This window comes from Stenotrophomonas riyadhensis, from assembly GCF_040256885.1.
Classification (GTDB): domain Bacteria; phylum Pseudomonadota; class Gammaproteobacteria; order Xanthomonadales; family Xanthomonadaceae; genus Stenotrophomonas; species Stenotrophomonas riyadhensis.
Genome location: NZ_CP155568.1, coordinates 1,147,209 through 1,161,327, shown reverse-complemented (window position 1 = coordinate 1,161,327; position 14,119 = coordinate 1,147,209). Strand labels below are relative to the sequence as shown.

Sequence of the window (14,119 nt, the reverse complement as noted above, 5' to 3'; positions counted from 1 at the left end):
TCCGCGCTGTACGTGAGTCACGTGTCTGGGAGGGCGCATGAGTCCACAAATCGCAACGATCATCGGTCTGGTGATCATGTTCATCGTTGCCACCGCGATGCCGATCAACATGGGAGCCGTCGCCTTCGCGCTGGCCTTCATCATCGGCGGGCTGTGGGTCGACATGGGGGGCAAGGAAGTCCTGGCCGGCTTTCCAGGCGATCTGTTCCTGACCCTGGTCGGCATCACCTACCTGTTCGCCATCGCGCAGAAGAACGGCACCATCGACCTGCTGGTGCACTGGGCAGTGAAAGCGGTGCGCGGCCATATCGTGGCCATTCCGTGGGTGATGTTCGTGATCACCGCAGTCCTCACCGCGTTCGGTGCGCTGGGCCCGGCGGCGGTCGCGATCATCGGCCCGGTCGCGCTGCGCTTCGCCAAGCAGTACAACATCAATCCGCTGATGATGGGATTGCTGGTGATCCATGGCGCGCAGGCGGGCGGCTTCTCGCCGATCAGCGTGTACGGCAGCATCACCAATGGCGTGGTGCAGAAGGCCGGGCTGGAAGTGACCGAGATGGCGGTGTTCCTGACCAGTCTGGGCTTCAACTTCATGATGGCGACGATCTGCTTCTTCGCCTTTGGTGGCATCGCCCTGCTGCGCCGTGGCTCGATCACCGCAGCAGGAATGCTCGGCACTGCCGAGCTGGCGATGGCCGGTGGCCCACAGGCCTCGTCGCGCCAGTTCGCGATCGAAGGTCATGGCGCGCTGGTCGCGGCAGGTGGCGGCACGCTCAGCAATGATCCGGCGGCACTGGATGCGGTGAACCTCACCCGCGAGCGGTTGTTCACCCTGATCGGCCTGCTCGGCCTGGGCGTGGCGGCGCTGATCTACAACCTCAACGTCGGCCTGGTCTCGATCACCGTGGCGGTCGCGTTGGCGCTGCTGTCGCCACAAAGCCAGAAGGGTGCGGTCGATGGCATCAGCTGGTCCACCGTGCTGTTGATCTGCGGCGTGGTGACCTACATCGGCGTGCTGGAACATGCCGGCGCGGTGGACTTCATCGGCAACGGTGTCTCCGACATCGGCATCCCGCTGCTCGGTGCACTGCTGGTCTGCTACGTCGGCGGCATCGTCTCCGCATTCGCTTCGTCGGCAGCGGTACTCGGCGCGACGATCCCATTGGCGGTGCCGTTCCTGATGCAGGGCCACCTCAGCGCCGCTGGCGTGATCTGCGCGCTGGCGGTGTCATCCACCATCGTCGATGTCAGCCCGTTCTCGACCAATGGCGCACTGGTGGTGGCCTCGGCCGCGAAGGAAGAACGCGAGACCCTGTTCCGCCGCTTCCTGGTCTACAGCGGACTGGTGGTGGCCCTGGGACCGCTACTGGCCTGGCTGGTGTTCGTGGTACCGGGCTGGATGTAACCACCCAACGGTAGTGCCGGCCGCTGGCCGGCAATCTCATGAAGCCATCCAGCGATCATGGGTTGCCGGCCAGCGGCCGGCACTACCTGGCGGTACACTTCCACCATGGCCATTGCCCCTGCCCCGCGGTCACCGAAGAAGCGCGCCCCCCTGTACGAAGAGGTGGCCGAACACGTGCGCGAGCGCATCTACGATTACCGGCTGCCGCCGGGAGAATGGATCGACGAGCCCGCGCTGTGCGAAGAACTGGGCATCAGCCGCACGCCCCTGCGCGAGGCGCTGAAACTGCTGGCCGCCGAAGGCCTGGTGCAGATCGATGCCGGTCGTGGCAGCCGGGTCACCCGGTTGACGCTGGAAGACCTCAACCAGCTGTTCCCGGTGATGGCGATGCTGGAAGGCCGTTGCGCGCATGAGGCGGTGAAGCACATCGACGATGCCGGCGTGCAGCAGCTGGAAGACCTGCATGCAGCGATGGAAGCAGCGGCGGCCGAGGGCAACATCGCCGAGTACTACCGCAACAACTACCTGATCCACGAAACCGTGCAGCACTACGCGGGCAACCCGTGGCTGATCCGCATCACCCACGACCTGCACCGCATCCTGAAAATGCACCGTGGCCGCCAGCTGTTGACGCCGGGCCGCACCGCGCAGTCGTTGGCCGAACACCGCGAGTTGATGGAGTGCTTCCGCCGCCGCGACGCGCAGGCTGCCGAACGCACCATGGAACGCCATCTGCTGAGCCAGGGCCAGGCGCTGGCCGCCTATGTGGCGGCAGGCGGGCTGCTGAACGTACCGGCGCCGTTGCCGACCGAAGGCGGCGGCTGAGCTGTTGAGGTTGCCGGCCAGCGGCCGGCACTACCAGGACGTGACCTTGGCCGGCCCCCTGGGACGTCTCATCAATCGCCGCCACCGCAGCTGCCGCCGTCACCCCCACCACCATCACTGCTGCAGTCGGAGCTGCTGTGGCCGTGATGGCTGTGGTTGTCACCGGAATAGCCACCTGAGCTGTCATGGCTTGCGCCGCCATCCCCCCGGCTGCCCGAGCCATCGGCCGTGGCCACCGCCATGCACAGGATCGCGCCGACCAGCGGCAGCAGCCAGACCAGCAGCAGCTGCACCGCCCGCCCCCCGGCCGACAGGCCATCGCGCCTGACGATCACCACGGTAGCCACCACGTTCAGGCCCAGCACCAGCAGGACCAGCAGAAGGGCAACGATCAGCATTCGGCGACTCCGTGCCTGGACTGGAGGCATTATGGCCTTCCACCCCGATGTTGGCCCTGCCTGTCATGAAGATGGGACAATGTAGGGCGCGCCGGCCTGCCTCCGGGCCGCTGGCGCCCCCCGCACCACACGGAAGAAGAAGAACAACAACATGCTGAAAGTCATTTTCGATACCGACCCGGGCGTCGACGACGCCCTGGCCCTGCTGTACCTGCACAAGCACGCCCAGATCGACCTGATCGGCGTCACCACCACCTTCGGCAACGCCTCGGTGGAGTCGACCACCCACAATGCGCTGTACCTGAAGCAGGCCTGGGGCTTTGCCGCTCCGGTCGCGCGCGGTGCCGGCGGCCCGCTGCAGCCGGAAGCCACCCCGGAAGCCTGGCCGGTGCACATCCATGGCCACAACGGCCTGGGCAACCACCCGGTGCCGGCCAGCCTGGACGTGGCCGCCGATGCGCGCCCGGCCCACCAGCTGATCATCGACCTGGTCCGCGCACATCCGGGCGAAGTGACCCTGGTCGCGGTCGGTCGCATGACCAACCTGGCCCTGGCCCTGCAGCAGGCCCCGGACATCGCCGGCCTGGTGCGCGGCGTGGTGATCATGGGTGGCGCTTTCCACGTCAACGGCAACATCACCCCGGCCGCCGAGGCCAATATCTGGGGCGACGCCGAAGCCGCCGACGTGGTGTTCACCGCCAGCTGGCCGGTCACCGCGATCGGCCTGGACGTGACCACCCGCGTGGAAATGGACCGTGACGGCCTGGACAAGCTGGCGGCCATCGGCGGTGCCGATGCCGAACTGGTGCGTGCGCTGTCGCAGGATTACGTGGACTTCTACCTGCAGGCCGGCCACAAGGGCATGGTCGTGCATGACTGCTGCGCGTGCATCGCGCTGACCCGCCCGGAGCTGTTCCAGTTCGAGCGCGCCAGCGTGCGCGTGGCCACCGACGGCGTCGCCCGCGGCATGACCATTCCCAAGCCGGAAGGCCTGGCGTTCGGCCCCAGCGTGTGGGACGGCCACGTGGTGCAGTCGATTGCCATCGGCGTGGATGCGGCCGCCGTACTGGCCGACATCGAGCAGACCCTGAAGGTCTGACCCGCTAGCGCTTGGCCCTGCCCGGGACCGTCTCGGGCAGGGTCCACAGCACCGGCAGCACCAGCACCGCCACCAGCGCGATCATCGCGCCCGGTGCCGCTGCCCAGCCGCTGCGTTCCACCCACCATTGCGCCAGCCAGGGTGTTGCGCCGCCGAAAAAGGCGGTGGCCATGGTCACCCCCAGTGCCAGCCCGCTGACCCGGCCTTCGCCTGGGAACTGTTCGGCCGTGGCCGGCGCAGCAACGGCACTTACCCCACCGGCCACGCAGGCCAGCAGCACCGCGGCCAGCGCGATGCCCAGCGGCGGCGCCTGTGCCATCCAGGCGAACAGGGACAGCGGCAACAGCGCTGCCAGCACCGTCAGGCCCAGCAGCATCGGCCGCCGCCCGACGCGGTCGGACAAGGCACCACACAGCGGCGTGATCGCGATGACCGCCACCGCCGCAATCGTCGACAGCCACAGTGCGTCACCTTCGTCATGGCCCTGCGCATGCAGGAAGGCCGGCACATAGGTGATGCCAACGTAATAAGTGATCGAGCCCAGCGCCGAGATCGCGAACGTGCGTGCCACCGCCAGCGGATGGTTGCGCAGTACGTGGCGAAGCGGTGTAGCCGGAATGCTGCCCTCACGGCGCTGCCGCTCGAACTCCGGCGACTCGTGCATGCCCGAGCGCGCGACCAGGATCACCAGTGCCAGCGCGGCACCGACGAAGAACGGAATGCGCCAGCCCCAGCTGTCCAGCTGCGCGATGGGCAGCAGCGCCACGGTCAGCGCGGAGATCGCTACCGCCAGCAGCGCGCCCACTTCACTGGCTGCCGAAGCGAGCGAGGTCACCAGGCCACGTCGCCGCACCGGCGCGCTTTCCAGCAGATACGCCACCACACCGGTGTACTCGCCGCCCACCGAAAACGCCATCACGCAGCGCAGTACCAACAGCAGCACGCCCGCCGTAGTGCCCGCCGTGGCCGCTGTCGGCAGCAATGCAGTGGCCAGCATCGCCGCTGCCATCAAGGCCATCGACGCGAGCAACATCCAGCGCCGGCCCAGCCGGTCACCCAGGTGGCCGAAGCACAGTGCGCCCAGCGGGCGCATCAGGTAAGACACCGCGAAGCCGGCCAGGGTGACCAGCAGCGCCTGCTCGCCACCGCCGAAGAACACGCGCGACAAGACCGTGGCGAAGTACAGGTACAGGGTGAAGTCGTACCACTCCACCACCGTGGACAGGCCCGCCACCCACATCGAGCGCTGCCGCGCCGCGATCATTGCGTATTCGCCTTCAACAGCCTCGATCCCGGTTGCGCAGGTTCGAAGCAGGGTGGCATGGCCGGGGTGAAATACCGGTCATCGGCTGTCCGTCGCCTGCATGTACTGGGTTTCATGGCCGGTGAAACGCTCGCCGTCAAAGCCGAAGCAGAAACGGCCTTCCTCGAACACGCGGTAGACCAGCAACGCGCCATCGAGGCAGAACTGTTGCCGGTCCACGCCCGTTTCCAGGGTCCCGTAGCCGGTGGCATCACCGCCCTTCCCCGCCGGCCCGGTGAAGGCATCGAACGGCAATGGCGTCGCCCTGCCCGTGCGGGTATCGACCAGCACCAGCGTGCGCTGGAAGTACTCGGGACGATCATCAACCTGCACCAGCAGATAGTGCTGGTTGAAATTGGGTTTCTGGTGCTGGAGGGCACCTTCGATGGCGGCGCGGTGCCGCGCATCGCAGAAGTCGACCGGGCTGTAGCGGTAGCTGCAACCGTCGTGGTCGTAGGGCAGGTTCATGCCGGAATAACTGATGCTCCCTTCGCTGTCCACGTCGTGGCCCAGTTCCGGGGTGCTGCACAGCAACCACGAACGCTGAGCATCCTCCGGGTCAGCCAGAAGCTTCGGCTCACGGCCCGCTTCGTAAGCCGCGCCCCCCGGGAAGTCCTGCCCCAGGTGCTGGCGGGCGATTGAACGCGCCTTCTCCAGCGGCAGGCCGATCCTGGCCCCACGGAACGAGACGAACGTCATCGTCGGCAGGATCACCTCTTCCACCGGCAGCCCCTTCCACTGCCCCTGCACGCAGAACGTGGCGATCTCGTTCTCCTCGTCCTCCTTGCAGGGCTTCGGTGCGTTCGCAGCCAACCAGGGGTGGGCCGGGCGAGCGGTTTGCTGATCGATGTACCAGCCGTCCAGCGCGCAGGTCGGCAGGGCATCCAGCAGCGCGGAGAGATCGATGGCGGCCGTTGGCGCGACAACCGGCGTGTCTGCAGTGGGTGCCTCGTCCGGCAGCTCAGGCGTGCGCTGGCAGGCCGCCAGCAGCAGCGCGGCGATCAGCAGTGCAGCGTGGCGTGGGCGCCGGATTGAATGATGCGTTCCCTGCATTGCGTGGTGCTCCCTGGTTTCAACACTCGCTGCAGATGATCGCCGATCCCGGGGCCGGCTGGGGCGCTGGGTGCGGCATGACCTCCAGGCATGGCGTGGAGCTACCCGGTATGCCGGCTTCCCGCCCGGTAAGCGGCGTAGGCATCGAGGATCTTCTGCAGCCGTGCGTGTTGCTTCGTTCCCATGGATACCCGTTGCACGCGCTTCAGCAGCGTCTTCCACATGTATCCAGACCGGAAGAAATACGGCCGCACCTCAAGGAAGGTCAGCGCGACTTCCAGCGTATTTGGATCGTGTTCGGCAAGTTGCTTCAGCGCGTTGGCGTAGCCACCCGGGAAAGCAAGCTGTTCATAGCGCTGGTTGTATTCCGCGCAGGCTGCCGCATGCCGCTGCATTTCTTCCGGGCCACGCCAGCGCGCGCCAGCGGTATCGCGGATCAGCTGGCGGAGCCGGTTGATCTCATCGGCATTGGCGCGGATCAGGCGCTCCATCGGTGCGCGGGGATGGACCATGGTTCCTTCCATGTGGTTTGTCAGGGGTCACGGGGCGCGGCGCAGGGTGATCAGGGTGATTTCCGAACGCACGCCGATGCGTGCCGGGAATCCGGCCCACAGGCCTGCACCATTGCTCACGTACAGGGTCATGCCATCCACCTCGTAGCGGCCGGAGACATAGCCACCGTTGGCACGCTTCACCAGCTGGTCCATGCCGATGATCTGCCCGCCGTGGGTATGCCCGGACAATTGCAGCTTCACGCCACGCGCGGCCGCCTCGCGCGCATTGCGCGGGCGGTGATCGAGCAGGATCACCGGCGCGGCGGGATCGGCACCGGCCAGCGCGGTCTCCAGATCCGGCAACGGCAGGCCATAGCGTGCCGCCACCGGATCGGTGACGCCGGCGATGGTCAGCGCCGCATCGCCGCGCCGCACCTGCAGGTGGCTGTTCTCCAGCACCTGCATGTGCAGCGCGCGGAACGCCTGCATCCACGCCTGGTACTGCGCGTAGTACTCGTGGTTGCCAGTGATGGCGATGACACCATCCGGTGCCTGCAGATCGACCAGAGGACGCGCGTCGTCGCGCCGGGCCTCGACACTGCCATCGATCAGGTCGCCGGTGATCACGATCAGGTCCGGCTTCATTGCATTGCTCTCGTCCACCACCCTGCGTACCCAGTCGCCGGTCAGCAGGCGGCTGGCATGAATGTCGGTCAACTGCAGCACGCGATAGCCGTCGAACGCGGCCGGCAGCCCGGCAATGCTCACCTCGATCTGCCGGGGCTTGGGTACGGCCATGCCCTGGCTGACGCCATAACCGCTCACGAGCAGGGCCAGCAGACCTGCCGTCGGCCGCAGCTTCGGTGCGCGCAGGACCGATACAGTACGCGGCCAGCGCAACAGGCGCGACAGCAGCAGGCCGGCGTCCAGCACCAGCATCACCAGCGCCAGCAGCAACACCGCGGTGGAGCCGGTGGCCAGCGTGGCGATGGCCAGCTTCGGTATCTCGGGCGACGCCGTCGTGCCCCAGAACGTGGCGACGATGCGCAGCTGCACGGCAACGCCCACCAGCAGCAGCGACAGCACGACCTTCAATGCGGCGGGCATGCGCAGCGGCCAGAACAGGCGCCAGGCCACGTACAGGCCCATCAACAAACCGATCGTACTCAGCACTGCAACCATCCTGGAAAGAAAACGGGCCTGCCATGGTGACGGTTGCCGGCAGTGTTGTGTAGAGCCGGGCCCGTACCCGGCTGCTCAGGAAGCAGTCGAGCATGGCTCGACTCTACAGAGGGCCAGTCGAGCATGGCTCGACTCTACAGAGGGCCAGTCGAGCATGGCTCGACTCTACGAAAGCCCGATGCGTTCCACCCGCAGGCGGGCGATGCGACGCTTCTCCATTGCCAGTACGGTGATGCGTACATCCGCAATCTCCACCGTGTCACCGATGTCCGGCAGGCGCCCCAGACGCTCCAGCACCAGACCGGAGATGGTCATGTAGTCGGCACTGCGCGGCAGCGAGACGCCGGCCAGGCGCTGCAGGTCGTCCAGGGTCAGCGCACCGTCGGCCTCCCACTGGTTCTCGCCCTGCGCCTCCACGCCATAGCGCTCATCCTGGGTATCGACGAGATCACCGGCAATCGCCGCCAGCAGGTCATTGGCGGTCACCAGGCCTTCCACGCTGCCGTACTCGTCCACCGCCACCGCAAGCGGCACCGGGTGCTGGCGGATCAGCTCCAGCGCCTGCAGTGCGCTGGCGCTGGACAGCACGTACTGCGGCTCGCGCAGGTTGCCCTCCAGCTGCAGCGGCCTGCCCTGCAGCAGGTCGGCCAGAAGGTCGCGGCTCTGCACCACGCCGCGCAGGCTGTCCAGATCACCGTCGCCGACCAGCAGGCGGGTATGCGGCGATGCCACCAAGCGCGCCACCACGTCCTCCTGCCCACGTGCCAAGTCGATCCACTGCACGTCGGCACGCACGGTCATCACGCTCGACACCGGGCGATCAGCCAGGCCCAGTACGCTGCGGATCATCTCGTGCTCGGCCGGTTGCAACCGCTCTTCAGCATCCACCTGCTCGCTGGCCTCTTCGTCGTGATGGCCGTTGGCCGGCCGCGCGCCGAGCATGCGCAGTACGGCATCGGCGGTGCGCTGGCGGAACGGCTGGCGGCGCTCGTTGCGCTCACGATTGAAGCGCACCCACTGGTTGAAGGCTTCAACCAGGATCGAGAAGGCAATGGCCGCGTACAGATATCCCTTCGGAATCTTGTAGCCCAGGCCTTCGGCCACCAGGCTGAAGCCGATCATCAGCAGGAAGCCCAGGCACAGCACCACCACCGTGGGATGCTTGTTGACGAAGCGGGTCAGCGGCTTGCTGGCCACCAGCATCAGCGCCATCGCGATGGTCACCGCGGCGTACATCACGCCCAGGTTGTCGACCATACCGACTGCGGTGATCACCGAGTCCAGCGAGAACACCGCGTCGAGCACCACGATCTGTGCCACCACCATCGCGAAGCTGGCGTAGACCTTCTTGCCATCTTCGTGGTGCTCGCGGCCTTCCAGACGCTCGTGCAGCTCCATGGTGCCCTTGAACAGCAGGAACAGGCCACCACCCAGCAGGATCAGGTCACGCCCGGAGAAGCTGTGGTCGAACAAGGTGACCAGCGGCTCGGTCAACTTCATGATCCAGGCCAGCGCCGCCAGCAGCACCAGCCGCATCAGCAGTGCCAGCGCCAGGCCGATCACCCGCGCGCGGTCGCGCTGGTGCGGCGGCAGTTTGTCAGCCAGGATCGCGATGAACACCAGGTTGTCGATGCCGAGAACGATCTCCAGCACGACCAGGGTTGCAAGGCCCATCCATATCGAGGGGTCAGCCAACCATTCCATTTCAGGTCCGTTTCGTCAGTAGGTAAGGGAGAAGGGGAAACACTCAGTCAGCGTCCTGCGCCTGTGTCGGGTCATGTCCCAGCAGGTCACCCGGTGTGCATTGCAGCTCGCGGCAGATTGCATCAAGCGTGGAAAAGCGGATGGCGCGCGCCTTGCCGGTCTTCAGGATCGAGAGATTGGCCAGGGTGATGTCGATACGCCCGGCCAGCTCGGACAGGGTCATGCCCCGCTCCTGCAGCATGCGGTCCAGGGTGATGACGATCGCCATCAGATGACACCATCAAGATCATCGCGCATCGCTGCACCCACCGCGAACACGCGGGCCAGTACGAACAGCATCAGCACCGCGACCAGGCCGGTGATCGACATGCCGCCCCCCACCTCCATCCAGGTGAAGTCCGGGCCCATCCAGGCCGCGTAGGCGCCGATCAGGATCGACAGCAGCTCCATTGCCAGCATCAGCCACGCCATGCGTTGCAGCCGTTGTGCATTGGCGTGGGTGAACGGCCGCTCGCGCGCCGCCGACCTCAGCAGCCGCAGCAGGTGGCGCAGGAACAGCAGGCACAGCACCAGCAACGCGACGATCGCGCCCAGGCCCAGGCAGAAATGCAGGAACAGATCATTGCCATGTGCGGCGGCGGCAGCGGTGTCGTGCACGCTGTCGAGCAGCCAGCGGCGGTCGTGGGCGACCAGTGGCACGGCCAGCAGTGCGGCCAGGATGCCCAGCCAGCACATCGCCCGGACGGCCTGTACGGCGGCCTGGGCCAGGGTGAACAAGCCTCGCGCGGGTCTGGCGCGGGCGGGACGAGCGGTCAAGCGGCCTCCGGCATTGAGGCAGCATCGCCGCCCCGGGGTGGATTTATCGATAAACGATATACCACATGCGGCGTGAAAGGCTGAATCGCGAGCACGGCAGGCAACGGGCGCTTGACAGCCGCCCTGCACAGGAAGACCATTAATTAACGAATTAGCTAATTGCCTAGCCATGGACCGCATCTTCGAAGCCCTCGCCTCCACTGCCCGCCGCCAGATCCTGGCCTATCTCAGCGCCGGTGAACTCAGTGCGGGTGAGCTGGCCGAGCGCTTCGACTTCAGCAAGCCCGCGCTGTCCAGCCACCTGCGCATCCTTGAGGAAGCCGGGCTGATCGAGCGCGAAAAGCGCGGCCAGTTCGTGTACTTCCGGCAGGTGCCTGACCGCCTGGCGAACACGCTGTTTTCCTGGGCGGCCGAAGTCTGTCCGGTCGGTGGCCCGCTCAAGCGCGAAGCCCGTGCCCGCCGCAAGTCCCCTGCCCGCTGATCCTGCCTGCCAAGGAGCATGACGATGCCTGGTTCGACCCGCGACCGCCGTTCGTTTCCAGGCGTACAGCTTCCCGCACAGGAGGGTGGCAGCCCGACCGAAGTCACGCTGATCGCACAGCTCGGCATTGGCGCCGGCGATGCGCTGGTTGCCGACGCCAGCCAGCGCCAGCGCCACCACCCGGCCTTCATCGACGCGCTGGACGAGCCTTCGGCACGGCTCGGCGGCATGCACCTGCAGCATGGCGACGCCTCGTCGCTGTACAGCTTCACTGTCGGCGCCGGCGGCCATCCCTTCCATCGCCATGCCGGGCCGCGCATGTTCACTGCCATCGCCGGCAGCGCGGGCGCCGAACTGCGCTTCGCCACCGCGTCCGATGCGCAGCTGGCGAACGATCCCGGCGCCTTCGCCCGCACCCTGCGGCGCATCCGTATCCCACCGGATTGCCTGTTCACGGTGCGCTTCGGTGGCGGGACGTGGCACCAGTTCGCATCGAACCATCGCGCACATCCGGCGCTGTTCGCGTTGTCCTGCCACAGCAATGAACTGGCCGGTGCGATGAGCGAGCAGGCCCGCGCGCAGGTGCAACGCAATGCCGCCGATATTCCCAGCCTGACCGACGTACTGCCCGAACCACACTGGCCCACGGCCGCAAGCCTCGCGGCCGCGCCCCTGCTGCAGCTGTCGCTGCAGGCAGCACCTCCCAGCCTGTGCGCCCACCTGTGCGCACGTACCCGCGCCCTGTTGGGGCCGCTGCGCAGGATTTCATTGCGGCGCTTGCGCGGCTTCGTCGAACGCGCAACGCCGGCCTATCCCGTCCACTCGCAGGCCGCCACCAACGACGGCCTGCTGCTGGCGGCCCTGCCGCACAGCCACTACCGGGATCTGACCACCCTGCGCCTGGACAACACCCAGGTCACCCATCGTTCCGCGTCGGTACTGCTGGCCGATGTACTGGAAGGCTTCCTGCGCAATCCGCCCACCGGCGTGGGCCACCTGATGGCACTGCGCAACCGTCTGGTAGCACCGCTGCGGCTGCGCACCTCCCCGTTGGGCTGCCCGGTATCGTCGCTGCTGTCCACCGATCGCAGCCGGTTGTTCGCCGGCCGCTACCCGGTGCTGGATGCGCACATCGATGCCGAGGACAACTGCGCCGAAGTGTTGCTCGGCGCCGACGATCGCCACCTGCGTTTCCGCAGCAGCGTGCGCGTGCAGCTGCATGCGGATGGAGGCGTCGAGATCAGCCTCGGTTCGCGCGTGCAGACCCGCAACGCGTTCGGCCGCATCTACATGGCGCTGATCGATGCCACGCACCGGCACTACGTTGCACCGGCGCTGCTGCGCCGGGCGGTGGAACATGCACTGGCGCCGGAACTGGCCGATCTCGATGACTGGGCCGTGCAGCGTACACATGGATGACACCGGCCGGTGGCCGGCACCATCGGGACCTACAGTACGTCGTTGAAGAACGGCACCAGCTGCGCCACCGCTTCGTCCACGAACTGTGGCACGTCATACAACGACATGTGATTGGCCCCCTCCACGATGTGGAAGCGCTTGTCCTGGCTGGCCGCACGCGCGAACAGATCGTCACTCATCCACTTGCTGCCGGCCATGCTGCCGGCGATGCACAGCAGCGGCTGGGTCAGGAAGGCCTCGGCCCTGTTGTAGGCGTCGTAGGTGATGATCTGGTTGAGGCTGCGTGCGGTGGCGAAACCCGGAGCATTGGGGTGCGCGCAACGCGACGTGTGATAGTACTCCCACGCCTCTTCCAGCTCCTGGTTGGGCGCATCCTCGCGGCGCATCGGGGCCAACGGAATCCTCACGGTATCGGCACCGCCGGCCTCTGCCGTTCGTGCATCAGAGCCACCCTGCAATGCGGGAATCGCTGCTGCATCAGTCAGCGAGTTGTCCCACCCATTGCGGAACATCGAACCAATGTTGACCGCGCTGACCGTGGCGATCGCTTTCAGGCGACGATCATTGATCGCGGCGTTGGCGATGTAGCCTCCGCCCGCGCAGATGCCCATGCCTCCGATACGCGCGTTGTCGACATATGGCAGCGTGGTCAGGTAATCGATCACCGCGCTGATGTCCTCGGTGCGGATGTACGGGTTCTCCAGCTGCCGCGGCATGCCGGTGCTTTCGCCCTGGTAGGAGGCATCGAAGGCGATGGCCACGAGTCCCTGCGCGGCAAGCTTGCGTGCATACAGGCCGGCCGTCTGTTCCTTCACGCCGCCTCCCGGATGCGCAACAACCACCGCTGGGTATTGCTGGTGCTCGTCAAAGCCCGGCGGCAGCTCAAGCACCGCTGCCAGCGTGATGTCCTGGCCGCTGCGGCTGCTGAAAGTGATCGTGCTCATGGAGGATCTCCTCGAAGGACGTCAGATGTGCTGCCTAAAGAAGGGAATGATGGCCGACAGCGCCTGATGCACCGGCTCCGGCTTGTCATACAGATCGTAGTGCGACCAGCCTTCCACGACCTTCAACTGCTTGTGCTTCGACGCCGCACGGCCATGGATCTCCAGACCATCGCGGTAGGCGCCAAAGCCGCCCGGCTTGTCGCCGATCACCACCAGCAGCGGCTGGGTCAGCAGGACTTCGGCCAGGTGGAAGGCATCCCAGCCCACCGCTGCACCGCGATGCGAAAACAACGCACTGACCACGCCATTGGGCTGCGGCCCGCGCGTGCGGTAATAGTCCGTGGCCTCCAGCACGTCGATATCGGTGATGCCGGCAGCGCGCCCCTGTTCCACCGAAGCCGGCAGGAACAGGTCCACACGGGCCTCACCGCCGCGCATCTCGGCGGTGCGCTGGGCAGCGATGGCCTCCAGCGTGCCGATCGGATCGAAACCGCCAAAGCCCTCACGACTGAGCCGGCCGAAGTTGACTCCGGTGATGCTGGTGACCGCCTTGATGCGGCGCTCGGTCATGGTGGCGTTGATCGCGTAGCCACCACCGCCACAGATGCCCAGTACGCCGATGCGTTCGGCGTCCACGTACGGCAGGGTGACCAGATAGTCGACCACCCGGCGTACATCCTCCACGCGCTGGGTCGGGTCTTCGATCCGCCGCGGCTCGCCGCCGCTGGCGCCCTGGAAGCTGGCGTCATAGGCGATCACCACGTAGCCCTCGCGAGCCAGGGCCTCACCGTAGATGTTGCCCGAGGTCTGCTCCTTGCAGCTGCCGATCGGGTGCATGCTGATGATGGCAGGATAGCTGCGCTGGCGATCGAAGCCCGGCGGGAAATACAGGTCGGCGGCAATCTGCCAGGCCATGTCCGGATTCTGGATGCTGACGGTTTCCATGAGCGTTTCCTCTGCGCGGCGAAAGGGCGACCGGGTGTCGCCGTTGCCAAC

15 protein-coding genes are annotated in these 14,119 nt (G+C 66.6%); 5 read left to right on the top strand and 10 right to left on the bottom strand.

Annotated elements, in window-relative coordinates; genetic code table 11:
• Positions 1–37: 37 nt before the first annotated feature.
• Together SriyCCGPB3_RS05465 and SriyCCGPB3_RS05460 are read left to right on the top strand one after the other, a co-directional pair.
• Positions 38–1,405, top strand: coding sequence for an SLC13 family permease (locus SriyCCGPB3_RS05465; RefSeq protein WP_153856410.1), 1,368 nt, complete (start codon positions 38–40; stop codon positions 1,403–1,405).
• 105 nt (positions 1,406–1,510) lie between these two features.
• The gene (locus SriyCCGPB3_RS05460) at positions 1,511–2,230 is read left to right on the top strand and encodes a GntR family transcriptional regulator (RefSeq protein ID WP_012510388.1); all 720 of its coding nucleotides are present in this window, start codon (positions 1,511–1,513) and stop codon (positions 2,228–2,230) included.
• Positions 2,231–2,301: 71 nt separating this feature from the next.
• Here SriyCCGPB3_RS05460 and SriyCCGPB3_RS05455 read toward each other — a convergent pair whose 3' ends face one another.
• The gene (locus SriyCCGPB3_RS05455) at positions 2,302–2,628 is read right to left on the bottom strand and encodes a hypothetical protein (protein WP_153856411.1); all 327 of its coding nucleotides are present in this window, start codon (positions 2,626–2,628) and stop codon (positions 2,302–2,304) included.
• 151 nt (positions 2,629–2,779) lie between these two features.
• On the opposite strand from SriyCCGPB3_RS05455, the gene SriyCCGPB3_RS05450 reads away from it, so the two are divergent.
• Positions 2,780–3,727 (top strand): nucleoside hydrolase, encoded by a 948-nt coding sequence (locus tag SriyCCGPB3_RS05450; RefSeq protein ID WP_004147861.1) that lies wholly within the window; start codon positions 2,780–2,782, stop codon positions 3,725–3,727.
• Positions 3,728–3,731: 4 nt separating this feature from the next.
• Here the strand turns inward: SriyCCGPB3_RS05450 and SriyCCGPB3_RS05445 are convergent, their stop codons facing one another.
• The 7 genes from SriyCCGPB3_RS05445 to SriyCCGPB3_RS05415 form a co-directional block, all read right to left on the bottom strand.
• The gene (locus tag SriyCCGPB3_RS05445) at positions 3,732–4,991 is read right to left on the bottom strand and encodes an MFS transporter (RefSeq protein ID WP_110711558.1); all 1,260 of its coding nucleotides are present in this window, start codon (positions 4,989–4,991) and stop codon (positions 3,732–3,734) included.
• Between the two features lie 78 nt (positions 4,992–5,069).
• Positions 5,070–6,083, bottom strand: coding sequence for a hypothetical protein (locus SriyCCGPB3_RS05440; protein ID WP_110711557.1), 1,014 nt, complete (start codon positions 6,081–6,083; stop codon positions 5,070–5,072).
• A 101-nt stretch (positions 6,084–6,184) separates the two neighbouring features.
• Positions 6,185–6,574: a hypothetical protein gene (locus SriyCCGPB3_RS05435; RefSeq protein WP_350259972.1), complete on the bottom strand. Its 390-nt coding sequence runs from the start codon at positions 6,572–6,574 to the stop codon at positions 6,185–6,187.
• A 48-nt stretch (positions 6,575–6,622) separates the two neighbouring features.
• Positions 6,623–7,759: a metallophosphoesterase gene (locus SriyCCGPB3_RS05430; protein WP_153856413.1), complete on the bottom strand. Its 1,137-nt coding sequence runs from the start codon at positions 7,757–7,759 to the stop codon at positions 6,623–6,625.
• A 165-nt stretch (positions 7,760–7,924) separates the two neighbouring features.
• The gene (locus SriyCCGPB3_RS05425) at positions 7,925–9,463 is read right to left on the bottom strand and encodes a TerC family protein (protein ID WP_153856414.1); all 1,539 of its coding nucleotides are present in this window, start codon (positions 9,461–9,463) and stop codon (positions 7,925–7,927) included.
• 43 nt (positions 9,464–9,506) lie between these two features.
• The gene (locus SriyCCGPB3_RS05420; RefSeq protein WP_010483459.1) at positions 9,507–9,731 is read right to left on the bottom strand and encodes a helix-turn-helix domain-containing protein; all 225 of its coding nucleotides are present in this window, start codon (positions 9,729–9,731) and stop codon (positions 9,507–9,509) included.
• On the bottom strand, positions 9,731–10,198 hold the full coding sequence (locus tag SriyCCGPB3_RS05415; RefSeq protein WP_110714278.1) for a DUF2975 domain-containing protein: 468 nt from the start codon (positions 10,196–10,198) through the stop codon (positions 9,731–9,733). The genes SriyCCGPB3_RS05420 and SriyCCGPB3_RS05415 overlap by 1 nt, the downstream gene beginning before the upstream one ends.
• Positions 10,199–10,448: 250 nt before the next feature.
• On the opposite strand from SriyCCGPB3_RS05415, the gene SriyCCGPB3_RS05410 reads away from it, so the two are divergent.
• Positions 10,449–10,760 carry a metalloregulator ArsR/SmtB family transcription factor gene (locus SriyCCGPB3_RS05410; RefSeq protein WP_004147836.1) on the top strand — a complete coding sequence of 104 codons (312 nt, stop codon included), beginning with the start codon at positions 10,449–10,451 and terminating at the stop codon, positions 10,758–10,760.
• Positions 10,761–10,784: 24 nt separating this feature from the next.
• Positions 10,785–12,179 carry a DUF2867 domain-containing protein gene (locus tag SriyCCGPB3_RS05405; protein WP_350259971.1) on the top strand — a complete coding sequence of 465 codons (1,395 nt, stop codon included), beginning with the start codon at positions 10,785–10,787 and terminating at the stop codon, positions 12,177–12,179.
• Between the two features lie 29 nt (positions 12,180–12,208).
• Here SriyCCGPB3_RS05405 and SriyCCGPB3_RS05400 read toward each other — a convergent pair whose 3' ends face one another.
• Positions 12,209–13,123: an alpha/beta hydrolase gene (locus SriyCCGPB3_RS05400; protein ID WP_153856416.1), complete on the bottom strand. Its 915-nt coding sequence runs from the start codon at positions 13,121–13,123 to the stop codon at positions 12,209–12,211.
• A gap of 21 nt (positions 13,124–13,144) precedes the next feature.
• Positions 13,145–14,068: an alpha/beta hydrolase gene (locus SriyCCGPB3_RS05395; RefSeq protein ID WP_110711545.1), complete on the bottom strand. Its 924-nt coding sequence runs from the start codon at positions 14,066–14,068 to the stop codon at positions 13,145–13,147.
• Positions 14,069–14,119 lie beyond the last annotated feature (51 nt).